Below are 24,068 nucleotides of genomic sequence, written 5' to 3'. Positions count from 1 at the left end.
GTTGGGGGATCGAAATCTCAAACTTCTAGTGCGTAACTCCTGCTTGTAAAATTCAAAATCTCATATCGCTCGGATGTCTCTATGGTTCCAGCTAATTTCGTAGAGCGTAGAAGCTGCGATCGCATTTTTTCTAACCGGAAAATCATTTCTCTCGGTGTAATCGCAGTTATTCTCTATACGGTGGTAGGTTTCTGTCTTGCCAGTCTCAAGATTAATTTGGGCTTTTGGTCTATAGGAATTCTGTTCTATCACTGGCAGCTAGCAAACTTAGTCGGTGTAGCTAGCAGTCGGTATCGACAAAACGGATCGATCGCCTTGACGGGATTAGTGGGTACGGCGATCGCCTACCTCGTCCAGCAGGCAAAATCGAGCTTGTTGCCCTATCACTGGTTGGCAATTGGTCTAGTGGCAACGATTAATTCTTATGTGATGACGGCGATCGCGCTGAGGTATTGGCAAAAACTAGGAGCGATCGCATTTACAACAGCAGTAGCATGGTTGGGCTTATTGTTGGGATGGATAGCATATAACTATCCCGGCGTTTCTTAAGCTAAGTTAAAATTTGCGTTAATCTAGGTTTGATAGCCCAGTAAGCCTATCTACCTGGCATGAATGATGCGATCGAGCGGGTAAGGGTCAAAAATCAGATTTTATCTGTCATTAAAATGCACGGCTCGCAAACGGCTGTGGATTTAGCCACTAAGTTGCAGGTTTCACCTATGGCAATCCGCCAGCATATGCAAACTCTTCAAGATGAGCAATTAGTCACTTATAGCGAGCAAAAGCAAGCGGTTGGTCGTCCAGTCAAGTTTTGGCAATTAACAGAGAAAGCCAACGCGCTTTTTCCCAACCATCACGCCGATCTGGTAGTGAAATTAATTGAGGGAGTCCGCAAAGTATTTGGCGAAGCTGGGTTAGGAGTATTAATTGGCGAACGTACCCAAGCTCAAATTCAAACATACTCGGCGCAGATGCAACACGCTCAAAACTGGCGAGAACGAGTGGCAATTCTGACTCAACTGCGAACTCAAGAAGGGTATATGGCAGAAATAATTGAAGAGTCACCAGGAGTCTTGTTACTGGCGGAAAATCATTGTTCGATTTGTGCTGCTGCCCAAAGTTGTTCGCAATTGTGCAGTTCAGAATTGCAAGTGTTTGAAACTTTGCTTGGTTCTGATGTTAACGTCGAACGAGTCGAGCATATTTTAAGTGGCGATCGCCGTTGTGCTTACCGCATTTCTAGTTGTAACTGAGACAAACTACTCACTACTCCTGTACGGGCGGTTTACCTGAAATCTCTGTGAATAGCAAAGTTGCTTGGTAAACCCGCCCCTACGATTCACGACTTACTGATACTGCTAAATGTTTCAATAAAGTTGCCTGTGACAAAGGTGCTTGCAGGTGACTCCAGGGTAAGACTTGTTCGTGCGACCAATTGCGAAACACGTAGAATTCTAAATCGGGTACTTGTCCGCGTAACTCTTTAAAAGCGCGGCGATAGCTACCGAGACTGTCACCGTAGTTTCGCGTCAATTCCAACAGGCGGGATAAACGGCGATCGCCTCTCGATATTAAAGCCTGAATCACCGACCAGTTATAGCTTTCGGGACGAAAATCAATCCCTTGGGGTTTGAGGTGTTTCTGTAAATATTGCAAGCGCTTCTCGGCTTGGGGATTGACTCCATACCACTGAAACGGCGTGTGTGCTTTGGGGACAAACGTACTGCATCCCAGGGTTAACCTTAATCCTGGGGCAGCTTTTTTGAGCGATCGCATCATTTTAACTGTTTCTTCCAGATCTTCGGGTTCTTCCCCAGGTATGCCCACCATACCGTAAAGTTTCAAGCTACTCAGTCCTCCCGCTTTGGCATTTACCGCTGCTTGGACGATCTCATCGTTATGCAGTTTTTTGTTAATAATTTGACGCAACCGTTCCGAACCGCTTTCTACAGCAATGGTGAGCGATCGCGTGTCTCTTTTTGCTAAAGTCTGTGCTAGTTCTACTGTGACGGTATTTGTCCGCACCGAGGCAATGCTCAAACGGACATCATCGTATTTTGGTTGACTTAAATAAGCTAATAAATCATTAAATTGTGGATGTTGGGTAACGGATGCCCCTAATAAGCCTATCCTGTTTGTAACTGTCAGTCCTCGTTCGATCGCGGGAATCAGAGAACCTTCCAAACTTGCCGTGCGAAAAGGTAGAGTCAGATAGCTAGCCAGACAAAAGCGGCACATTTCAGGACAACTGCGTACCACTTCCACCATAAAAATATTTTCCCAGGCTGCCTTTTCAGTCACAACCGTAGAAGCAGATAGAGTATTACCTCGATAAGTTTGCTTTTCTATCTGATGGGGAATATCTGGCGCAATTGGTTTAATAGATTGGATACAACCTGTAGGGTCTTCATACGTCACTTCATACAAGCTGGGAATATAGATTCCTGGTACTTGTGCTAGGTGATGTAATTTAGTTTTTCTATCGGCTGTCCGAACTTGTTTGTAAGCTGAAATAAAATTTCCTAATAAATTTTCTCCATCTCCCAACAGAATCACGTCAAAAAATTCCGCGAAGGGTTCGGGGTTAGCCGTCAAAACAGGACCACCACCAAATACTAGGGGATCGCTGTCAGTGCGCTCGCTGGTATGAATTGGAATGGAGATAGATTCTAATAGACTCAGAATATTAACATAATCCAATTCCCACGAACAAGAAAAGCCGACTAATTCAGGCTGACGTGGCAGCGGTTCGGATATATCTGTAAATAAGCGACTGACATCAACATCAGCACGCATTGCCAAAGTTGCCCATACGACTTGATATCCCAAGCTGGTAATTCCTACGGTGTATTCGTTAGGAAAGGCGAAGATAGCGGGGATCGCATCGGATTCTGGAGTTGTTGGGGTAAATAGTAGGCGTTCGGCAGAAAATACAGAGGTGCGGGAGTCGAGAGTCGGTAGGGGCGGGTTTCTAAACCCGCCCGTACGGGAGTTGGGAGTTGGGTAATTCATGGAATGACATTTGTAGGGGCGCACAGCCGTGCGCCCTTCCAAGGGTGCGGGAACAAGTTTGAATTATTTAGCTATCCATATCTAATTTTAAGACCTAAAATTATATTGTTCTCTATGATTTGGTAAAAGACAAATAACCGATCGAAAACAATGCAACCCGATCTAATCAATTTGTATATTACCAGAGATGAATTGCAACAGCTCGCTGGTATGAGCAGAAGAGACTGGAAAGCATACGATACCTTAAAAAAACCAGACAACATCCAAATTATTATTTTGCCAGGATATCTAGAGCAAGTTTTTTTACTAGGTTGGGGGTTAATTCCACTTTATTACTTATACAAATGGAAATATCGTCGGCAGCGATTGAGAAATTTGCTACTAGAAGTAGATCGGTATAACGATTTAATTAGAATTATCAATCTTGGTGACGAACTAGAAGCTGCGGGGAATCAGGGAGCTAGCATCGAGAACAGAGAAAAGGCGATCGCGGCGTTACAAATCACAAGAAATAGTTTAAGTTGTGCAATTAAGACAGAAAAAATTCTCAGAAAAAACAGAGATTTAATTAACCGCAATCTAGATCTACTATCGAACGGCATATTATCACTGCAAGCCTTACAGATTAACGCAGAAGCATCTGAGTATAGCAAGTTACTGAACGAAGCCGTGCAATTAACCATAGACGTACAAACAGAAATGAAAAAGCTAGAAGCGAATGGGGAGAAGTCGTAAGTCGTAAGTCGTAAATCGTAAATCGTAAGTAACTGAGTCTCCTTCTAATATCGCAGCATCCTTGGTAGTACTAGCATGACGAAAGCTGCCAGTAACGCCCCCACCACAATACTAAAAATTGCCGCATCAAAACTACCAGTCACCGCTACAATCGAGCCAGGAATCAGCGAACCGCCAACACCACCAAACAGGACAGAAAGCCCGTTGTACAGCCCTGTTCCCGCACCAACTCGGTGTGGAGGTAACAAGCGATGTTTTTCTAATTTACGCATCAACTCTTGTCGCAGCAGACGAATGCCGTTAAAACACCCTCTTTTCAATTGAATTTTATCGGCGATCGAGTAATACGGACAACGATCTGAAAACTGACCTTTTCTAACTTAACCAACCTATTAAATACCTGAACTTATTTATATCGACAACACTCGATATATCAAAGAACATACTGAAAGCACAAATTAATTGTCCTGTTAATGCTGAAAACTTATTCGTTTAGTCGTCGCTCTCTATTATTATTAATATTCGGTTTACTACTAGCATTTTTCATATCAGCAGCTCAGATCGCAACAGCACATGCCACAGCGATTAAAGTTAATGCGATCGAGAAGAGCGGCTTACATCAAACACTCGTGCAAGCAAATCCAGATAATCTTGATGAAAATTCGGTAGAACTAATCATCAGCGATATGCAGGGTCAGCATGAAGGTAAGATGCGCGGAGTACCAGCATCATATGACTGGTCGCAAACTCCAAGAGTCAAGTTAGGTAACAATCCTGGAGAATTGCAAGCACTAATTGGATGGGGTATCGTCAACGAAGCTGCCGAGGGCAATCCAGCTGCAAATACTCGTGTCGAGCTAGGAGAAATTCACACCTATCTACTACAAAAAAGTAACAACCGATGGTTGGCTTTGCAGAGTTCTATTCCTGTAGGAGCTGCATATAGGGAGGACTTTGCAGGAGGCATCAATATTCCTGCGGATATTCGGCAGGAGCCACAAGGCACTATCTCAGTGACAGCAGGCAATGGATATAATTTTCATTTTTGGTCCAGAAACAGAGCAGGAATAGATCCAAACGATGTCGCAGGTGTGTTTACAACGTTTAGAGCCAGATTAATTCTGGATAACCCTAGTCAGCCAGACGATCGCGATATCGCGCGATATCTTGCTCTAGCTGGAGCCGATTATTGGACAAATGTTTGTTCGTCCAGTGGTGAAAGAAATGCAGATGCTGCGATCGGCAAAGCCAAGTATGTTACGCGAGAATGGAAATATTTCAACATGACAACAGCATCTCCAGAAGTTCTCAGAAACAATCCTCCTCCACTGGAGTAACAGATTTTGACGCATTGGCGTTAGGAACTAGCGCCAATGCCTATAGAGGCTCTGTAAGTCTCAAGCGTGGATTTTTCACGTCCACGTTTGAGCAGAAGCCTGAGAAGTAGGAAGCCTGCGATCTTCTCGCAGGTAGTTTACGTTAGCATATGTCAAATTTGTTTTGGCGCTGTTGCCAGGAGGCAAAACTATGGCTCAGATCGTAGACTCCTTACCTGATGAGTACCAAGAGCGTATTTTGTGCAACTATAAGAATGCAACAAGTGGAATTCAAATTGCACGGATCGCGAATATTCCTCACTGGTACTTGGAGCGAGTTGTATTTCCCGGTCAGCACTTGCTATTTGAGGCAATCCCAGAAGCGCAGTTAGAGATCCATAGTGCTAAGATAGCTAGCGCTATTCCTGCTGACACCATTCTTTGCGAACAATTGCAAGTTGATGCAGGCGAAGAAAATAACTAGATCGAGATCTGCTCTCACGCTTGAAGCAGCACTACAGGCTGGCATGGCACGGTTGATAAAGGGCGCGTCCTGCACCCTTTATTCAACTTAAGAGAGTTGAACAGCACTTAAATAGTTATTCAGCGTAATGTTTTAATTGGCTCGGCAGGTATTCGCTCTTTCCTTGACTCGGCAAAGAAACTAGAGTAGAAAAAACCTGCTAGGACTGCCCCTAAAATTGGAGCTAGCCAAAACAACCAAAGTTGAGCAATATGCTCCAAGCCAGCAAAAAGTGCTGGACCCGTGCTGCGAGCAGGGTTGACTGAGGTATTAGTTACAGGAATACTAATTAGATGAATTAAGGTCAGTGCTAACCCAATAGCAATGGGAGCAAAACCTTGGGGAGCGCGGCGATCTGTTGCCCCTAAAATCACCATCAAGAACATGAAAGTCATCACGACTTCGGTTAAGAAGCAAGCTGCTAAAGAATAACCACTGGGTGAATGTGTACCGAAACCGTTGGTTGCCAATGGGTTTGAGCCTGCAAGAGTGAAGCCCGCCTTACCGCTAGCAATTAGATAAACAACTCCCGCACCCGCGATCGCACCTATGACTTGGGCAATGATATATGGCAGTAGTTCAGAACCAGGAAATCGCTTGCCAGCCCAGAGTCCGAAAGTTACAGCTGGGTTGAGATGGCAATCAGCAACGTGTCCTAATGCGTATGCGATCGTCAGAACTGTCAAACCAAAAGCGATGGATACACCAACTAGTCCGATCCCTAGTGGAAATGCTGTCCCTTCACCTAGTTTTGCTGCATCTGCTGTAAATGCTGCTGCAAGTACTGCACTACCACAACCGCCAAGAACTAGCCAAAAAGTCCCAATCGACTCCGCTACGCACCGTTTCATAAGTGCCATATTCATCTATTCCTTACACTGAGTAAAAAGTTTTTTACGCAACAGATAAAGACAAACTTTTGACTGAGAAGTGAAGCTTCTTCTCGATCAAAAACGAGTTTGAATTGTATCGTTTTATGCCAGATGCAAAGTAGCTAGAGTATTGCCCTATCTCACAATGCATTCATAAGTTAGAGGACAGATAACAGACCTGTTTCCGTAGACTCTACACTTGAGTTGAACACACTTTACACTTAATTGAAAGCGAGTTTTATCTACTTAAAGAGATAGTCTAATAGTAGTACTAATGAAGACAGTAGCTGCTCTTAGCCATTTGCACAAACGGGAAAAATTCAATCTGAATTATAAATCTGCCCGCAACTTCTGAATAGGTCGGGATTAATTACAGTAATCTATAGCAGTTCTAAATGATTTGTAAAGTAGGCTTCTAGCCTACGGCAGGCTAGAAGCTGCTCCACGTTCATGAATCAAATAGGATTGCTATAGCAAGCGAGATCGAGCATTTAGCTTTTTTATCAATCCAGGCATTCTATTCCAGGGGACGTTAAAAGTTAATTTGACTAAAACAGAACCAGTAGTAGAAACAACTCGCATATCTAATGCCAACGGACGATCGCTCAGAATACTGCTATTAATTTCTCAGTGTGAGGAAGGCAGAAAAAAACACATAACTTACGGTAGAAACAGCAGGCTTAGTTATCAGCTAGCTTAATGGATATATTGCATCAGATGCAGCAGTAGGAGCGTGCGTCGAACATAAATATCATAAGTAATAAGTAGGCAAAACTGGAGGAGATCCCGATGATAGGCATTGTTTAGACTGCACAGTTACCCCTGCTCAACTGAATAGGTAAGCAGGTAATTATTTTCATCGATCGTCATTTTGCTAACCGCCAGTAGCAAAGCAATATTGCAAAAAAACTTGTATATTTTCTGACAAGGAGAGCCAAATGCAACAGACAGAATACATGACCGACACTTCAGAAGTTAGAGAAACGGCAGAATCTACATCTCTAACAACACCATCGACTGCAAAACAACTTGAAATGCAGGGACGGCAGATCGGTAACAATATAGTTGCTTTTTTTGCGGAACTACCGAAACACGTTAGTAGCTTCTGGCAACAATACAAACAACCAATTACGAGCATTCTTTTAATTTTTGTTGCCTTAATTGCACTCAGAGTGTTGTTTGCAGTCTTGGCTGCTCTCAACAGCATTCCATTATTAGCACCGACGTTTCAACTAATCGGAATTTTCTATTCGGTGTGGTTTGTCTATCGATATCTGCGGACAAAATCTAATCGGGAGGAATTGGCAAGTAAGTTACAGTCACTTTTTGAATAAACGATCGGATTGATATCTGCTGACTATCGATCGCACAGAACGGCGATCGCCTGCACTAACTGCTCTGGTTCTACAGGTTTTGGCAGATGTAGCTGAAATCCTGCTTGCCTTGCAAGTTGGCGATCGCACTCTCCAGCGTAGGCAGTTAGGGCAATTGCCGAAACTTGCCCCCCTGCTTGCGGCGATCGCTGCCTGACTTGTTGCATTAACATGTAGCCATCGAGATCTGGCATTCCAATATCGCTAATCAAAACGTTAGGGACGAAGCGATCGAAGATAAGCATTGCTTCTGCTGCCGATGCTGCGACCTGCACTTCTGCCCCATACTGTTCTAAAACGAATTGAGCTAAATTCAACATATCGGCTTCATCATCTACGACTAACACGCGAATACCTTGTAAAGGACAGGCAAGAAAGGATGAAGTGGCGCTTCGATCGCTTATTTCTGGGTTTTCATCCTGAAGCAGAGGTAAACTGACGGTGAAAGTTGCTCCCTTTCCTTCTCCAAGGCTTTCGGCTTTGACTGTACCCCCATGTAACTCGGTGATGTGGCGTACAATTGCCAGCCCTAATCCTAATCCGCCAAATTTTCGTGTCGTTGTCCCATCTTCTTGCCGGAAGTAATCAAATACGTATGGTAAGAAGTCTGAATTAATTCCTTTTCCAGTGTCGCTGACTTGGATTTTAGCGTAGTTGGTAATTGGTAATTGGTAATTGGTAGTTGGTAGTTGGTAGTTACTGAGTGGCTGGTGGCTGGCGGCTGGAATTGCTTCCTTGTCTCCCTTGTCCCCGACTCCCGACTCCCGACTCCCGATTCCCGAAGCTACTCCCATCAGCGAAACCTCAATCCGCCCCCCTGACGGGGTGAATTTAACGGCATTAGAGAGTAAATTCCACACAACTTGTTGGAGACGATTTGCATCCCCACAGACTAATCCTACGTTGGGGGCAAATTGAGTTTGAATCTGAATGTTTTTTGCTCGTGCTGCCAACCGCACGGTTTCTATAGCTGCCTCAATTGTAGTGGTTAAGTCGATCGGGGCGATGTTGAGCGCCATTTTTCCTTGTAATATGCGCGAGACATCTAACAAGTCTTCAATGAGTTGCGTTTGTAGTTTGGCATTGCGCTCGATCGTTTCTAGGGCGCGATCTGTTGCTTGTGCGTCAAATTTGCGAGAACGCAGCAGTTTTGTCCAACCTAGTATCGGGTTGAGGGGCGATCGCAATTCATGGGATAGTACAGCCAGAAACTCATCTTTAATTCGATTGGCAGCTTGGGCTTCTTCCCGTGCTACTCGTTCCTGCTCCAGCAGTTGTTCGCGTTCGGCTTCAGCTTGTTTTTGCTTGGTGATATCGCGTGAGATTGATAGCAGTTGTGCAACCTGTCCCGATGCATCTCGGATCGGCGTGATTATGACATCCCACCACTTCGGCTTGCCCTTTGCCGTGGGACAGAAGCCTTGAAATTGACCGACATTGCCCGCTTTGGCTACGGCGATCGCTGCTTCTGCACTTTGGCGATCTTCACCCTGCCAGTAATCAAGCCAGTTCGTGTCGAGGAAAGCTGTAGGATTGTCAATTTCTAGAAGAGCCAAGCCGCCTGTATTCACGTAAAGGAGTCGCCCATCTAAGGATAAAACTTTAATGCAGTCTTGACTGCTTTCTAAAATGCGTCCCTTCAGTTCTTCACTCTTTCGCAGGGCTTCCTCAGCTTGTTTGCGATCGCTAATATCCCGATAGTAGAGGGAAAGCCCACTGGATGAGGGGTAAGCGTGAACTTCAACCCACATGTCGTATGGTTGATAATATTCCTCAAACTCAACCTTAACTTGCTCGAAGAGGGCTCGACGATATTCAGATTCAAACCGACTGCCAATTGTATCGGGAAATACTTCCCACAAAGTTTTACCCAGCAACTCTTCTGGTGTTTTTTGCGTCAATTTTGCTGCTGCTGGGTTGACATAGGTATAGCGAAACTCGCGATCGAAGGCAATAAATGCATCTGTCACCCGTTCGAGTATGATTTGTTCCCGCCGCGCTGCCTCTTGCCGCATTTGCGACAGCTTCAGGGTTGCTTCGACTCGCGCTAACAACTCGCGGGCAGAAAAGGGTTTGATCAAATAATCATCGGCTCCTGCTTCCAACCCTTCGACTCGTGCCTCTTCTCCCGCCCGTGCCGAGAGGAGAATTATTGGCACTTCCCTGGTCTGGGGATCGGCTCGTAGTGCTTGCAACAGTCCAAAACCATCGAGTCCCGGCATCATTACGTCAGTTAACACCAAGTCGGGAAGGCGATGGTCGCGAACGGCAGCCAAGGCAGCTAATCCATCTGACACAGCTTTGACTTCGTATTCCCGACCTAGCAACCGCTTGACATAATCGCGCATGTCTGCGTTGTCATCAGCGAGGAGAATGTAGGTAGGGGAAGCGGGAGTCGGTAGGGGCGCACTGCTGTGCCCCCGTACTGGGGAGTCGGGAGTTGGGTGTAATTCTTCATCACTGCTCCCTACTCCCAGCTCGTCCCTGCTCCCTACTTCTGGTAGCCAGCGCAGTGCTTCTTCAACATAGGGAGCTGTACCTAATGCGGTTGAAGCTAGAATTCGCGGGCTGCTAATCCGCTCTGGAGGTAAATGAGCTTTCCCTGTAGGAATCGACACGGTGAAGCAACTGCCCGATCCTAGAACGCTGGTGACTTGCACCGTACCACCGTGCATTTGTACCAATTCTCGCACCAAAGATAAACCAATTCCCGACCCTTCAAAAGTGCGCCCTTGCGCTCCTTTAACGCGGTGAAAACGTTCAAATAAATGGGGAATTTCGGCAGCGGGAATTCCGATTCCGGTATCTTGTATACTCAGCTGGACGCAATCGCCTAACCACTGCAAACTGACGGTAATTTCTCCAGCCAGCGTGAACTTGAAAGCATTTGAGATCAAGTTTAAAACAATTTTTTCCCACATTTCCCGATCCACGTACACGGGTGCAGGTATGGGCGGGCAATTAACCGATAAGCGCATTCCAGCTTTTTCGATCGCGGCACGAAAGACGCTGGCTAGTTCGGCGGTAAAGCTAGCTAGATCGGTGGGTTCGTAGGAGGCTTGCAGCCGTCCGGCTTCAATTCGAGAAAACTCGAGTAGCGTATTGACCAATTTCAGCAAGCGGAGTCCGTTGCGCTGCACCATCTCCAACTGTTTGCGGTCTTCTAGCGGTAGGAAGCTAGAGCAGCGGAGCAAGGTTTCTTCTATTGGACCCAACATCAAAGTCAGTGGGGTACGAAATTCATGTGACACATTGCTAAAAAAAACAGTTTTGGCGCGATCGATTTCTGCTAAAGCCTCTGCCCGTTTGCGTTCTTCTTCGTAAGCTTGGGCATTGGCAATACTCGCAGCAATCTGCGCTGCTACCAGATCGATGAATCCTTTGTAGTTATCGTCGAACAGCCGAAACGGATTCAAACCAGCAACTAATATCCCTGCCTTCCCTGTCTGACCGGAGGGAGCAATCGGTACGGCTACAGCTTGATGAGGCGATCGCTGCCAAGCACCCATCGGTAGATTGCTAAAATGCGACTCTAGATCGGAAACTAGCATTGCCTGTTGTGTCTTTAACACCCGGGCAAAGGGCAAAACCGAATTCTCATCTAATGCAACTGTTTCGGGGGCTATTGCGTGAAAACGCTCGATCCCACTCGTCCCAGCCAGAGAAAGGCATTGCTGCTCTGGCTCGACTAAATATATGGCGGCGAAGGGAAGATCGTAAAGATTGGTTGCCAAACAGCTAGCGCTCAGCCTACAGGCTGCATCAAATGTCCGTGCATCTGCTGTTTTAGCTGCTAATTCCTGCAACAGTATCAACTGACGTTCGCCGATAACGCGCTGCGTGTCTTCCGTACAAGCACAGATGATGCCACCTGTACCACCGCGATCGTCTGGGATTGGGCTATAGGAGAATGTATAGTAGGTTTCCTCTGGGTAGCCGTTGCGCTCCATAATCAGCAGCAACGATTCGTCGAAAGTGCCTTCATTTTTGAGCAGTACCGATTCCGCACGAGGACCAACCCGATCCCAAATCTCCCGCCAAATATCAGCGGCGGGTTGCCCTAGTGCGTCTGGATGTTTGCTGCCAAGAACGGATCTGTAGGCATCGTTGTAGAGATTTATTAGCTCCTCACCCCACCAGACAAACATCGGTTGGCGACAAGTCAGCATAATCCGCACGGCGGTTTTCAGACTCTGCGACCAATGCTGCGGTACACCCAGCGACGTTTTCGACCAATCTTTTTCTCGCATCCGCGCGCCCATCTCGCCGCCACCAAGCAGAAAATTGGTATTGGCATTGCTGGATGATATTGACTCTTGCGTCATTCTTTCTCTCTGCCACTCTACTTTTGAGTCATCTCTGAGCTTAGTGGTAGTTGCCGCTTCGGGCTAATAATTGTTGGCTGTTCGAGGACGATCGCTTGTATTAGTAATGGATTTAGAGAAAGGTGCATAAGTCCGGACAAATGTGACACTGAGCTAATTTATTTCATACTATCCCCCATAAGATAGAAATAAGTTTCTATCTCAAGACAGAATTTTGGAGTTTTTATCTAGCTACACTCGATCGCTAAACTTAATTATAAAAAAGATTTCCTTTCTTGAACTGGGATGCGGCAGCCAGGAGTAAATCAATCGTCTATCGCTCGATCGACTTTTCGATAATCTTCTAAATAAAATTCTGAGAAAATTGAAGCAGCAATACGCTCTATTTTGACTTTTAACTTTTAACTTTTGAATTGTTCTAGTAGGTTCTTGTACCTTCTAAAATTTTGAAATTTGAATTGGTTCGATCGAGCATTTCCAATCCAGCTGCAATCACCTCCTCTGGGGAAATATCTAAACATTCCATGTTGTAGGGACAGGTGAAGGCGTAGCAAGGACTGCAAACTGTGGGACGGCGGAGAAGTTTGACAGGAGCATGGCGGGGTTGCCATTGAGATTCGAGTTCAGTACCAGCAAAGAGAATGACGCTTGGAGTGTTGGTAGCATCAGCAATATGCATAGTAGATGTGTTATTGGTTAGAACCAATCGGGCATTGGCAATCAGGGCAGCAAATTCAGCGAGACTAGTCGCACCAATCAGATCGATCGCGTCGCCTAAAATATCGAGTAAGGGGCGGGCGCGATCGCGATCCTTATTGGTTCCCGTGACGACAATAGGTAAACTTGTAATTTGAGATAATTGACGGGCTGCTATTGCAAAGCGGCAGTCGTCGTAGTTGCGAGATTGGCAAGTCGTCCAGGGATTGAGCAAGATGTAAGAATTTGGGATTGCTGCTGTTATAGTTTGAGGAACGTGCAAGCAAAGACGGCGATCGCGCACTTTAAACCCAACTGCTTCAATTAAGCGCAAATTCCGCTCTACTTGGTGAATTTCATCCGGTAAGGGGTCAACCCAATGCGTTAATATTCCTTGTCCCGACTCCTTCGATTCTCCTAAACGCAATCCAATTCCGGCTAAATAGCAAACTAAAGCAGCTGGGTAAGGGCTTTGACTAAAACTTGTCAAAATAATTGCCGCATCAAATTGACGTTGGTTTAAAGTCTCAATTAGTTTCCATTCTCGCGCCGGATCGAAGTCCAATCGTCCCAAATCTTGCCATAGGACTCGCCAGGATAAGACTTCATCTACCCACGGCAGTAGAGGTTGTGTCAATGCCCCGGCTGGGCTTGCCATTAAAGTTAATTTGGCAGTGGGAAGGTTTTCTTTAATCGTTCGCAGGACAGGACTAGTCATGATGACATCACCAATATTATCTAGGCGCATGACTAGGATGTTGCGGAGATCCCCCAACCCCCCTTAAAAAGGGGGCAGTAGTTTCTGGCGCTACTAGTTGAGGTGAGGGAGCAGTAGTTTCTCGCGCCTCTGCTGGAGGCGGAGGGATAGCAGTATCTCGCACCGCTTCTAACTCCCCCCTTAAAAAGGGGGCAGGGGGGGATCGTCAAGCTCCTCCTGCCGATCCAAGAATTTCGCTGCTGCTGCCAAAACAGATTCAACAGATATATCCTCCGTACAGGAGTGCCAATTGAAAGGACAAACACCACTGTACCAACAGCTTTGTTCGGTAAAGTTGCGGACGACTCGTTCGGAACATTCGGAATAACCCTGCAAATTGATATGAGGTGCGGGTTGTCCGTAGCGTTCGTGCCAAGCAGGACCGAAGAGGGTAATAGTAGGCACGTTAAGAGCAGCAGCAAGGTGAGCGGGTCCGGTATCAACTGCGATCGCTAAATCTGCTTGGGATAAACCAGCGGCGAGTTCTCGTAGAGTTCCCCGTTGCCAAATTCGTGCTGTCTTGCCAATTTCTGCCTTAATCTGCCGCGCCATCTCTTGATCGTCGCCTCCCGTAACAACAATGGTGGCGTTATATTTCTGTTGTAAGGCTTTGCCAACTGTAACGAAATTCTGTGTTGACCACCGCTTGATTGGCATTGCCGAATCGGGAATGAGGAAGACCAAGGGACGGTATGCGGCTCCAAATGTTTGTCGAGCTGTAGCTATTTCACTTTCTAGTAGGTGAATCAGATCCCCCCAACCCCCCTTAAAAAGGGGGCTAGAAGAGGCGTTTCCTGTTCGTGGGGAACGAGAGGTGGCGTTTCCTCAAGGGGGGCTAGAAGAGGCGTTTCCTGTTCGTGGGGAACGAGAGGTGGCGTTCCCTCAAGGGGGGCTAGAAGAGGCGTTTCCTGTTCGTGGGGAACGAGAGGTGGCGTTTCCTCAAGGGGGGCTAGAAGAGGCGTTTCCTGTTCGTGGGGAACGAGAGGTGGCGTTCCCCCCTTATTAAGGGGGCTAGGGGGGATCTTCCGTGGCGTAGTCCAGCAGTTGCAATTAAACCCTCTTCATATAAAATTTGACAAAAGCGATCGCTTATGAGTTGGTTATCAGGCGGGTTGCGCCATAAATTCGTTACCGTGCGTTTAGCACCGCTATTGTGAATTAGCTCGGCGATGCCATCATAATTGACATCAGAAACAATTAGATCGAAATTCTGTTGAATCAGAATCTGCTCGACCGATTGACGGGCTGCTCCTCGCTGGGCAAAAATGACTTCATGTATGTGGCGATCGCTTTGTAGCAGTTCGCCACCTGGAGGAAAAGTTAGCACCGCGATCCGTGCTTGAGGATGGGACAATGCCAAAGCTTTAATCGCTGGTAGCGCGATAATTAAATCCCCAATTCCTCCCAATAATTCAATAAATAAAATTCGTTTCACTTTGACTAACAGATTGGTAATAAGTGTGGCGCGTCAACGCTGCGATCGCTAATTGTGGTTGGTAATTCTTGATGATATGCTCCTGATGGAAGTAAACCGCAACCGCCATACTTTGCCATCAGCCGCAATTGTACTAACACGTCCTCGCCGCAAGCATGGGGAGGAAGTTCTTGCCAAAAGTTGTATCCGCCGATATCTAATAATTTTTGGCGATCGTAGATGGCACAACCGCTTGCCCAGGCTATACGATATTTACGCGGGCGATCGCTAGTAATGTTAAAGCGTTGTTGAATGTGATGTAAGTTTGCTGCATTGTGCAAGCGCCACCGTTCCCAAGCTGGGGTTCCAGATTTCACGACCTCTGGCGTTACTGGTGTGTCCCAAAACTCAATATTTTGTTCGTGGGGACGAATATCGTTAATAAAACTAAGACCGATAAATGCATTTCCTACAAAACCGCATTTTTCCTCTTGAATAGCTGTAAGTAAATTTTGGAGGACATAAGGTTCCAAAATTATATCATCATCTAAAAAAATGACATAGGTAGCAGTCGCTTTATCTAATAAAAATTGACGTTGTTCAGCAATGCCACGCCGAGGTAAATTCTTGTAAGTTTTAACTAAATGTCCGTGGACTTCAAGTACTCGCATCACTGCTTGTACTTCTTTTATTTCAGATATATCTCGCTCTTCAGTTTGATCGGAAATAATTACTTGAAAATCTCGATAAGTTTGGGCGCAAAGGCTAGCTAAAGTTACAGCTAAAGCTACTGGGCGATCGCAGGTTGGAATTAAGACATCAATTGTTCTATAATCGTCTTTCGTCACAATTTGGCTCCAAATAGAAAATTGAGTTACGATAACGCCTGTAAATATTTAGCTGAAGAATATCCTGCTGATTTTGTCCGATGGTTACTTGAGATTGACACTGAGGAAATTCAAGTTCTCAAAACTGAGTTGACTCCCGAACCCATTCGAGCTGATGCTGTTACCTTTATTCAAACCGCTAATTGCCTCCTGCACTTAGAATTTCAAACTCTCCCTTATTCAACTCCTCCTTTCTCTTTCCGAATGCTGGATTATTATGTCAGACTAAAACGGCAATATAACTGCGACATTGAGCAGATTGTGATTTTTTTACAACAGACAACTTCAGAACTCGCTAGAGTTGACTATTATGAAGATACAAACACTAGACACCGCTATCGAATCATTCGCCTATGGGAACAAAACCCCGCTTTGTTTCTGACTAACCCAGGTTTATTACCCTTTGCACCCTTGACTCAAGCCGATTCACCTCAAACTCTGTTGGCTCAAGTTGCTCAACAGATAGCTGAGATTGAAGCACCCACTCAACAGCAAGATCTCTCAGTTTGTACGGGAATTTTAGCGGGTTTGAGATTTGACACAAATTTAATCCAACAGTTGTTCAGGAGAGAAATCATGCGTGAATCTGCTTTTTACCAAGTCATTTTGGCGGAAGGACTAGAAGAAGGATTACAACAAGGATTACAACAAGGATTACAACAAGGATTACAACAAGGATTACAACAAGGAGAAGCTACACTGGTTCTGCGTCAGTTAAGACGGCGACTTGGTAGTATTCCTCCCGAAATTGAGGCACAAATTCAGACATTAACTACTACTCAGTTGGAAGCATTAGCAGAAGCCCTCCTTGATTTTACAGATGTTACCGCTCTCACAACTTGGTTGCGCGAACAGGCATAGCTGGCTGACGAACCTGCAATAGTTCTAACGCAGCATTTACGACTCTTTCAGGTGCGACTAGGCGCAAGCAGTGGTAATGTCCTTCAGGACAAATGCTTTTATAGCAAATCCGACAAGGAACGTCGTGAAAAATAACGCGATTTAAAACTTCCCAAGGGGTATGTTGTGGGTTAGTTAAAGCATAAAGATCGACAACTGGTGTACCGACTGCGGCAGCAATATGTACGGGCGCAGTATTATTAGATATTAATAAATGTGCTTTTTCTACTAATGCAGTAAGTTCGGATAAGTTTAGTCTATTAACGAGAGAAAAAGAAGGCGATCGCATTTGTAAGCGAATTGATTCGACGAGTTCTATTTCCGATTCTATACCTGTAAAAATAACTTGAATATTATAGTCTTGCACTAATTTACGTGCGGCGATCGCAAAACTTTCTGGAGGATAGCGACGAGAAATTGCTGTTGCACCTGGATGCATAATAATCCAAGGTTGGCTGAAATTAATTCTAATTTCCTCAAGTAAGTTTTGAATATTTTTTCTCGCAATTTCTGATATCTGTACTCGCAAGCGTTTATCTTCAACTTTACTACCAATGCTGGTGACTAAATCGAGTTGACGTTGAACTTCGTGACGGGTGAAATTTTCTGGTTCTGGATCTTTAATCCAATCGGTTAGTAATTGATAAGGGTTTTCATGACAATGCGCTAATCGCAGTGGAATACCTGCCATGTAGCAAAGAAAGGCAGTGGGTAGAGGACTTTGACTGTAAACCGTAAAAATGACTGCTGCGTCAAAATTTCTGGCTTTAAGTTCGGAGATAATCGCATATTCAGGCTCGCTATTTTGGCGGGTTGCAGTTGCTTTTAACCAGGGAGAATCGTAAACGATTAAGTCATCAATATCTGACAAAAGTGGTGCAACTACAGCACCTGCTGAAGAAGTCATTAAGGTAATATGGCGATCGCAGTGGGAAGTTTTTAAAGCACGGATGGCGGGAGTTGTCATAATCACATCGCCAATCGTGTCTAGTCTGACACAGAGAATTTTTTTGGCGGTATTCCAGGTTGGTGACATAGATATTTTTGTGTCGCGCAAAGACGCAAAGGCGCAAAGATGGCAAGGTAATTAGATTGAGGGGAGTTTGGAGAAGGTTTGATAGATGCGGTTGACTATTGCGGTTGTAGAAATGTTACTGACGTAAGGTAAGATTTTGACTTCGCCGCCTAGTTCTTCTATTAGAGGAACTTCGGGTAGCATTTCTGGGGTGTAGTCTCCTCCTTTAACGTAAATATCAGGACGAATAATTTTAATCAGTTCGCTGGGGGTTGATTCGGCAAAAGGAATGACATAATCGACGCTTTCCAAAGCCGAGAGAATTGCCAAGCGATCGCTCAAACAATTTACAGGACGATTTGCACCTTTTAATTGTCGAATACTTTCATCTGAGTTAACACCAACGATGAGAATATCTCCTAATTGTTTTGCTTGTTTTAAATAGGTAACGTGTCCGAGATGTAGAAGATCGAAACATCCATTGGTAAAAACAATTTTGTGTTTCCAATTGCGGTGTTCTTGGATCGAAGTTACTAGCGATTCCCGACTGACAACTAGTTTTTGATTACCGGAAAGAGACTGGTGTAATGCTGATAAGCTACAAGTCGTCGTACCTGGTTGAGTTACCACAATTGCTGCTGTTGCAGATGCAATTGATGCGGCAAGTTTTCCTGCTGCACCTGCGGCTAAGGCAAGGGTTAAGCCGCTTACGAATGTATCTCCTGCGCCTGTTGCTTGGCTGTTGGACGTGGGATGGGAAGGGATAATATAGGGTGGATTGTTACGCTCAAAAATGATGGCTCCCTCGGCATCTAGAGTGACTGCGGCGAGTTGAGTGTTAATTAAATCGAGTAGTTTTGCTCCCCAGTCTACAATTTGCTGAATTCGTTCTTTTCCTTTTAAAGCTGAGATCTCTAATAGTTGAATAGCTTGCTGATAGTTGGGTTTAATTGCAGTGATATTAACAGACTGAAAATTTTTCAACTGTTTAGAATCAACAACTAAAGTTCGAGGATATTGTGTTTGAAGTTGAGCTATTGTCTGAATAATTCTTGGGGTGAGAATTCCACCACCGTAATCTGAAATTACAGTTGCGTCACAAGTTGGATAAAGACGGTTTAAGTTTTCTATCAGTTGGTTTTCAATTTGAGGATCGATGTTTTCTGTACTACCACGATCGCACCTTAGGAGTAATTGAGAGTCAGAGGAAATGCGTTGTTTGAGTAAAGTTTGCCTTTGGGTAGAAGCGATTAAATTATGAGTGGAAATTCCTCGTTCTTGAAGAGTTCGTTTTAAGCGATCGCCTTCTAAATCGGTTCCTATGACTGATAGAAATGATACACTTGCTCCCAAACGAGCGATATTTGCTGCTGTATTTGCTGCACCTCCAGGTACGTCTTTCAAGCTACTAATATCGACGATGGGAACGGGTGCTTCTCGGCAAAGGCGGTTAGAGGTTCCTTCTAAGTAACAGTCTAACATTGCCTCGCCGATCGCAAGAACGTGCAAGTTTGTCCATTTATCGAGATACTGTTGGGCAATCATAATTTATATTCCATAGTTTTGTTTTTGTGTCACGCAAAGGCGCAGAGGCGCAAAGGATTTCTCGCGTTCTAGATATGAAGAATGCTAAGAATAGGGGTGTTTTTTTTGTGGAGGTGAGCGATCGCTTGCCATAATTACCGCAGCAGCTTCCCGTAAGTTATTTACGATAAAGTTGGGTAATCGCGATCGCGATATTTGCCATTCATTTTCATTGCCATTGTCAATTAAAATTGTGCGGCAACCTGCTATATTTCCTGCTTCAATATCATTTAAAATGTCACCAATCATCCAAGATCGATCTAATTTAATTGAGTGTTCCTTTGCTGCTTTTTTCAGCAAGCCAGGATTGGGTTTACGACAGTCGCAATCAATCGCAAATTCTGTGATAACTCCTTGAGGGTGGTGAGGACAATAATAAAAACTGGCTAGAGAAACACCAGCAGTAGCCAATAATTGCCGCAAATGTTTCTCTACATTTATGAGAGCGCTTTCTGGAAAGTAGCCGCGTGCTATACCAGATTGGTTTGTAATAATAAAGATTTGGTAGTCAGCAGCGGCTAACATTTGCACTGCTTCTAATGCACCTGCACAAAGTCGAATTCTATCTGGATCGATGTTGTAAGGAACATCTTCAATTAAAGTACCATCTTTATCCAGAAAAACTGCTTTCATATTTAGTAGGGAGCAGGGAGCAGGGAGTAGGGAGTAGAGGGCAAAAGTAGACTTAATCCAAAATCTAAAATTGAATTAGGGCCAAGAACTTTCTTTCATTGGTAAAACCATGATTTCTGGAATTACCGTATCGGCTGGTTGCATTAATAGATATAAAACTGTTTGAGCAACGTTTTTTGGATCTTGCAATGTGCTTAAATCGAGTTCGGGAAAACGTTCTGTTAAGAAAGGGGTTCGCATCCCGCCAGCCACTACAGCAGTCACTTTAATATTGTGCGGTCTACCTTCAACATGTAGAGCATGAGAAAAGCCTAATAATCCCCATTTACTAGCGTGGTAAGCTGAGGCGTTCGCCCACGCTCGTTTAGCCGCCGTCGAAGTAATATTAATAATAAAACCGCCTCCCTGTTCTCTCATTGGGGTAAAAACGGCTTTAGACATAATAAATGGTCCCGTTAAATTCACATTGAGAATACGCTCCCATTCTTGAACGGGCATTTCTTCAATTGGAACGGTTAAGTCTATACCTGCGTTATTAACTAAGACATCTATTCTTCCATATCGATTCACAATTTTTTCAATGACAGTTTCAACTTGTGCGGTGCTAGAAACATCAAGTGCTACTGCCATTGCTTCTTTGCCGCTATCGCGTAAGATTTGCGCAACTTTTTCTGCTAATTCAAGACGAACATCAGCAATAATGGTGGTAATTCCTGCATCAGCTAAGATATGACAAATTGCTTCACCTAATCCGCGTGCGCCACCTGTAACTAGTGCTACTTTTGCAGTTAAATTTTGCATAATTTTTTCCGTTTTGATTTGTTATTGGGTAATGGGTAATTGGTCACTGATAACTGATAACTGATAACTGATAACTGCTCCCGGCTCCCGGCTCCTTGCTCCCAGATAGTTGTGGAACGGTTAATAGTTTTTCCTCTACCAATTCGCACAATAAATGCACTACTAACAACTGAACCTCTTGAATTCGTTGCGGATCGTTGGCAGGAACGCGAATTACAATATCTGCAAGTCCTACTAGTTCGCCACCGTTACCACCAAGGAGGGCAATGCAACTAAGATTTTGCTGGCGTGCTGCTTGGAAAGCGTTGATGACATTACGCGATCGCCCACTGGTACTAATACCGAGCAATATATCTCCAGGTTGAGCAAAGGTTTTCACCTGTCGGGCGAAAATGTCGTCATATCCCACATCATTCGACCATGCAGTCAGAATTGCACTATCAGCCGTTAGTGCGATCGCGGGTAGTCCTGCCCGATAGGGACAGCGAAAACGACCGACGAATTCGGCAGCCAGATGCTGCGCTTCAGCCGCACTGCCACCGTTACCGCAGATTAAGACTTTTCCCCCTTGGGCAAAGCAGTGGCTTAATTGCTTGGCTGCTGCGAGAATTCCTTCACTCAAGGTAGCTTTAGATGCTTGAAAAGCTTGAATTGCTGCATCAAAACTACTTGCGATCGCTGCCAATTCATGCATAGAATTACCAACCAATTTGCTACCTGCTAAAATCGTTTCGTATAGCGCAGCAATCTCGCTAGTAACCTTTTGCCAGGTGAAGCACCGTTCGACGTGGCGGAGTGCCTGTTTGCCTAAAAGGTGTAACAAAGAGTGGTTTTGGAACAGAAACGCAAGGCGATCGCCTAGTATTTCCGGTTCGTTGGGTGCAATTAAATATCCCGTCTCTCCATCTTTAACTGTAAATTTAATCCCTCCCACATTCGAGCCGATGACGGGCGTACCGCAAGCCATTGCTTCTAAAGGGGTAATGCCGAACGGTTCGTACCAAGGAGTCGTCACAAAGACATCTGCCGCACTGTAAAAATATTTCAGTACCTCGCGCCCTCGATGACCGATAAACGTGACGCGATCGCCGATTCCCAAAGTAGATGCGATCGCGTTTAAGCGACCGATCTCAGGCGTAATTTGCGGATCGGGATGAACGGACTCGCCCCCCACAATGAGCAAACGTGCTGTAATTTCATGCTGCTCGACCAAACGCGCAAACCCTCGGATCGCATTATCCACACCTTTACGAGGAACTAGGCGACCGAGTTGCAGTACGATCCTTTCCTGTTGAGGTATACCTAAACTCAATCGTGCTTGGAAGCGATCGATCTGCCAGAACTCCGAGCGATCGAAACCGCAGGGAATCACCTTAATCTTTTCAGGATCGGCTTGATAAAGGGAAAGTAAATCTTCTCGATCTTGGGGACACTCGGCAATAATTTTGTCGGCTTCCCGCACGATCCGATCTTCAATTGCAAAGCGTTCGTCAGGAAATCGATCGGCATTGCCTTGATGCAAACGCCGTACCCGTCCCAACGCATGAAACGTAACCACAAAGGGAATTCCTCGTTGGCGCTTAATTTCTGCGGCAACTAAGGCTGACATCCAGAAATTGGCGTGGATCAGGTCGTAGCGCCACTGACGATCCATAAAAGCGATCGCATTGGCAGTAAATTCCTCCATATGCGGTAGTAATGCCTCTTTAGGTAATACCTCCGGTTTACCTGCGCTAACGTGAATAATTCTGACTCCGCAATGCCACTCCACCACCTCTGGTAATTGGGGGCGATCGCGCCGCGTGAATACATCAACGCTATAACCAATTGCTGCCAAGTGTTTTGCTACCTGACCCACATAAACATTCTGACCACCACTATCAACCCCCCAAAAATTCCTAACGGGGTGGCATGTTCGCTAATTAGGGCAATGTGTTTTGTCATTTGTTATTTGTTATTTGTCATTTGTTATTTGTCATTTGTCATTTGTTATTTGTCATTTGTCATTTGTCATTGGTAAGAGAGTGGTGCGTGTTAATTCTCCTCTGCTCCCTTGTCCCCCTTGTCCCCCTTGTCCCCCTTGTCCCCCTTGTCCCCCTTGTCCCCTTCGCCCCCTAATCCCCACTCCCTTCGGTCGCGGGGAAGAGCGAGTTCCCCCTTGTCCCCCTTGTCCCCCTTGTCCCCCTTGTCCCCCTTGTCCCCCTTGTCTTTTCAAGCGGCGGCTGACAAGGAACGTTGGACGACCGAGAAAAAGGCTTCGTCCCAGTCGCGGGTGAATCGTTGGATGTTGAAGCGTTTTTGAGCTTGTTGTCTCGCCCCTGCGCTGAGGCAATGAGCTAAATCGGGATTAGCAATCAACGATCGCATTTGCTCAATTAAGCGATCGAGATCGGTGTCGATGTAACCGGAAATTCCGTTTTCTACCACTGTGGCTAATTCTGTGGTTGCCAAACCAACAATGGGTAGCCCTACCATCATCGCTTCGCATACTGCTAACCCCAAACTGGTATAGCGAACTGGGTGAAAGAAAAAACGGTATTTTGCAGTAAATTGAGCTAGTTGGGCGTGGGGAACTTCTCCTAGTCCACCTAGAGACTCTGCGTCCATTCCAACTAAATCTAACGGTACGGACTGACGCACGCGCTCGAAAATATCTGCACCTAAACGCCGTCCTCGTTTGCCTAAACCGTTGGCAACTACTAATCCCTTGGCGATTTCTCCTGTATATTGCACGTTGGTAGGAATAACTACGCCATGATCGATAACGCGAGTCGGCGATCGCCCGTTATCCCACATCAATTGATTGAAATGGGTGACGTGAACTAATAGCACGTCGCGATCGTCAACTATATGTTTAGTATTCGTCGGATGTTCTTGAGGGGGGTCGTGTTCTAAATAAATGCAAGGTAGTCGTTGCTGCGATTCGGATAGAATTTCGTATTGGTCTTGTAAATAGTTTTTGCGCGACTGAAATAAAATGCAGTCAAATTCAAGATTTCGTACTTCTTCAGCTGGAATATCTCGCACGTTGTCCCCCCAAATAAAACCAGGTAAACGTCCGCCGTAGCCTTCTGGTTTGCCAGGTTTCACGGGTAAATAAAACTCATGATTTGCTTGAGTTAGGTAGTACAAGTAGCTACCGTGAACGTGCCAAGTGAGAATTCGCATAAAAAAGTCAAAAGTTAAAAGTTAAAAGTCAAAATTAATTGTTTGGAGATTGGTAAT

Annotated in this window: 22 protein-coding genes and 1 pseudogene; 8 read left to right on the top strand and 15 right to left on the bottom strand. The window is 45.2% G+C overall.

Annotated features, from left to right (window positions below; translation table 11 throughout):
• Window positions 1-81 precede the first annotated feature (81 nt).
• Both M5J74_RS11600 and M5J74_RS11595 read left to right on the top strand, forming a co-directional pair.
• Window positions 82-549, top strand: a complete 468-nt coding sequence (locus M5J74_RS11600; RefSeq protein ID WP_250016725.1) for a hypothetical protein — start codon at window positions 82-84, stop codon at window positions 547-549.
• A gap of 59 nt (window positions 550-608) precedes the next feature.
• Window positions 609-1,253: a metalloregulator ArsR/SmtB family transcription factor gene (locus M5J74_RS11595; RefSeq protein WP_106165940.1), complete on the top strand. Its 645-nt coding sequence runs from the start codon at window positions 609-611 to the stop codon at window positions 1,251-1,253.
• A 79-nt stretch (window positions 1,254-1,332) separates the two neighbouring features.
• On the opposite strand, the gene M5J74_RS11590 is transcribed toward M5J74_RS11595, so the two are convergent.
• A complete protein-coding gene (locus M5J74_RS11590) occupies window positions 1,333-3,012 on the bottom strand; it encodes a radical SAM protein (protein ID WP_250016723.1) in 1,680 nt (559 codons plus the stop codon).
• A 150-nt stretch (window positions 3,013-3,162) separates the two neighbouring features.
• On the opposite strand from M5J74_RS11590, the gene M5J74_RS11585 reads away from it, so the two are divergent.
• On the top strand, window positions 3,163-3,747 hold the full coding sequence (locus M5J74_RS11585) for a hypothetical protein (protein WP_250016721.1): 585 nt from the start codon (window positions 3,163-3,165) through the stop codon (window positions 3,745-3,747).
• Window positions 3,748-3,791: 44 nt separating this feature from the next.
• On the opposite strand, the gene M5J74_RS11580 is transcribed toward M5J74_RS11585, so the two are convergent.
• Complete coding sequence (locus M5J74_RS11580; RefSeq protein WP_250016719.1) at window positions 3,792-4,067, bottom strand: hypothetical protein; 276 nt, start codon at window positions 4,065-4,067, stop codon at window positions 3,792-3,794.
• A 153-nt stretch (window positions 4,068-4,220) separates the two neighbouring features.
• Here M5J74_RS11580 and M5J74_RS11575 point away from each other — a divergent pair, with 153 nt between their 5' ends.
• Both M5J74_RS11575 and M5J74_RS11570 read left to right on the top strand, forming a co-directional pair.
• Entirely contained in the window at window positions 4,221-5,084 is an 864-nt protein-coding gene (locus M5J74_RS11575; RefSeq protein WP_250016717.1) for a hypothetical protein, read from the top strand.
• Window positions 5,085-5,274: 190 nt separating this feature from the next.
• Window positions 5,275-5,526 (top strand): annotated as a pseudogene (locus tag M5J74_RS11570) (DUF1830 domain-containing protein); the annotation flags it as partial.
• Between the two features lie 140 nt (window positions 5,527-5,666).
• Here the strand turns inward: M5J74_RS11570 and aqpZ are convergent.
• The gene (aqpZ, locus tag M5J74_RS11565) at window positions 5,667-6,446 is read right to left on the bottom strand and encodes an aquaporin Z (protein WP_015154250.1); all 780 of its coding nucleotides are present in this window, start codon (window positions 6,444-6,446) and stop codon (window positions 5,667-5,669) included.
• A gap of 556 nt (window positions 6,447-7,002) precedes the next feature.
• Here aqpZ and M5J74_RS11560 point away from each other — a divergent pair.
• Both M5J74_RS11560 and M5J74_RS11555 read left to right on the top strand, forming a co-directional pair.
• Complete coding sequence (locus M5J74_RS11560; protein ID WP_250016716.1) at window positions 7,003-7,158, top strand: hypothetical protein; 156 nt, start codon at window positions 7,003-7,005, stop codon at window positions 7,156-7,158.
• Between the two features lie 238 nt (window positions 7,159-7,396).
• A complete protein-coding gene (locus M5J74_RS11555; protein ID WP_106165933.1) occupies window positions 7,397-7,792 on the top strand; it encodes a CAAD domain-containing protein in 396 nt (131 codons plus the stop codon).
• A 23-nt stretch (window positions 7,793-7,815) separates the two neighbouring features.
• On the opposite strand, the gene M5J74_RS11550 is transcribed toward M5J74_RS11555, so the two are convergent.
• The 5 genes from M5J74_RS11550 to M5J74_RS11530 form a co-directional block, all read right to left on the bottom strand.
• A complete protein-coding gene (locus M5J74_RS11550; RefSeq protein WP_250016713.1) occupies window positions 7,816-12,156 on the bottom strand; it encodes an ATP-binding protein in 4,341 nt (1,446 codons plus the stop codon).
• Between the two features lie 418 nt (window positions 12,157-12,574).
• A complete protein-coding gene (locus tag M5J74_RS11545; RefSeq protein WP_106165948.1) occupies window positions 12,575-13,600 on the bottom strand; it encodes a glycosyltransferase family 9 protein in 1,026 nt (341 codons plus the stop codon).
• Window positions 13,601-13,750: 150 nt separating this feature from the next.
• Entirely contained in the window at window positions 13,751-14,293 is a 543-nt protein-coding gene (locus M5J74_RS11540) for a glycosyltransferase family 9 protein (RefSeq protein WP_250016711.1), read from the bottom strand.
• Window positions 14,294-14,558: 265 nt separating this feature from the next.
• Window positions 14,559-15,044: a glycosyltransferase family 9 protein gene (locus M5J74_RS11535; RefSeq protein WP_250016710.1), complete on the bottom strand. Its 486-nt coding sequence runs from the start codon at window positions 15,042-15,044 to the stop codon at window positions 14,559-14,561.
• Window positions 15,045-15,049: 5 nt separating this feature from the next.
• Window positions 15,050-15,871, bottom strand: coding sequence for a glycosyltransferase family A protein (locus M5J74_RS11530; protein ID WP_106217105.1), 822 nt, complete (start codon window positions 15,869-15,871; stop codon window positions 15,050-15,052).
• 21 nt (window positions 15,872-15,892) lie between these two features.
• Between M5J74_RS11530 and M5J74_RS11525 the strand changes: the two genes are divergently transcribed.
• Window positions 15,893-16,771 carry a DUF4351 domain-containing protein gene (locus tag M5J74_RS11525; RefSeq protein WP_250016708.1) on the top strand — a complete coding sequence of 293 codons (879 nt, stop codon included), beginning with the start codon at window positions 15,893-15,895 and terminating at the stop codon, window positions 16,769-16,771.
• Here the strand turns inward: M5J74_RS11525 and waaF are convergent.
• The 7 genes from waaF to M5J74_RS11490 all read right to left on the bottom strand — a co-directional run bounded on the left by waaF (window position 16,743) and on the right by M5J74_RS11490 (window position 24,011).
• On the bottom strand, window positions 16,743-17,846 hold the full coding sequence (gene waaF / locus M5J74_RS11520) for a lipopolysaccharide heptosyltransferase II (RefSeq protein ID WP_250016706.1): 1,104 nt from the start codon (window positions 17,844-17,846) through the stop codon (window positions 16,743-16,745). The two genes, M5J74_RS11525 and waaF, sit on opposite strands and share 29 nt — an antisense overlap.
• A 51-nt stretch (window positions 17,847-17,897) precedes the next feature.
• Window positions 17,898-19,370: a D-glycero-beta-D-manno-heptose 1-phosphate adenylyltransferase gene (gene rfaE2, locus M5J74_RS11515; protein WP_250016704.1), complete on the bottom strand. Its 1,473-nt coding sequence runs from the start codon at window positions 19,368-19,370 to the stop codon at window positions 17,898-17,900.
• An 84-nt stretch (window positions 19,371-19,454) separates the two neighbouring features.
• On the bottom strand, window positions 19,455-20,042 hold the full coding sequence (locus M5J74_RS11510; RefSeq protein WP_015154243.1) for an HAD-IIIA family hydrolase: 588 nt from the start codon (window positions 20,040-20,042) through the stop codon (window positions 19,455-19,457).
• A 75-nt stretch (window positions 20,043-20,117) separates the two neighbouring features.
• Window positions 20,118-20,843 carry an SDR family oxidoreductase gene (locus M5J74_RS11505; protein WP_250016702.1) on the bottom strand — a complete coding sequence of 242 codons (726 nt, stop codon included), beginning with the start codon at window positions 20,841-20,843 and terminating at the stop codon, window positions 20,118-20,120.
• Between the two features lie 43 nt (window positions 20,844-20,886).
• Window positions 20,887-22,701 carry a glycosyltransferase gene (locus M5J74_RS11500; protein WP_250016700.1) on the bottom strand — a complete coding sequence of 605 codons (1,815 nt, stop codon included), beginning with the start codon at window positions 22,699-22,701 and terminating at the stop codon, window positions 20,887-20,889.
• Window positions 22,702-22,839: 138 nt separating this feature from the next.
• On the bottom strand, window positions 22,840-23,058 hold the full coding sequence (locus tag M5J74_RS11495) for a cell surface glycoprotein (protein ID WP_250016698.1): 219 nt from the start codon (window positions 23,056-23,058) through the stop codon (window positions 22,840-22,842).
• Window positions 23,055-24,011, bottom strand: a complete 957-nt coding sequence (locus tag M5J74_RS11490) for a glycosyltransferase (protein ID WP_015154240.1) — start codon at window positions 24,009-24,011, stop codon at window positions 23,055-23,057. Before M5J74_RS11490 ends, M5J74_RS11495 begins: the two co-directional genes overlap by 4 nt.
• Between the last annotated feature and the right edge of the window lie 57 nt (window positions 24,012-24,068).

It is taken from the genome of Chroococcidiopsis sp. CCNUC1 (assembly GCF_023546805.1).
GTDB classification, from domain to species: Bacteria; Cyanobacteriota; Cyanobacteriia; order Cyanobacteriales; family Chroococcidiopsidaceae; genus Chroococcidiopsis; species Chroococcidiopsis thermalis.
This window is presented reverse-complemented; position numbering and strand designations above follow the sequence as displayed.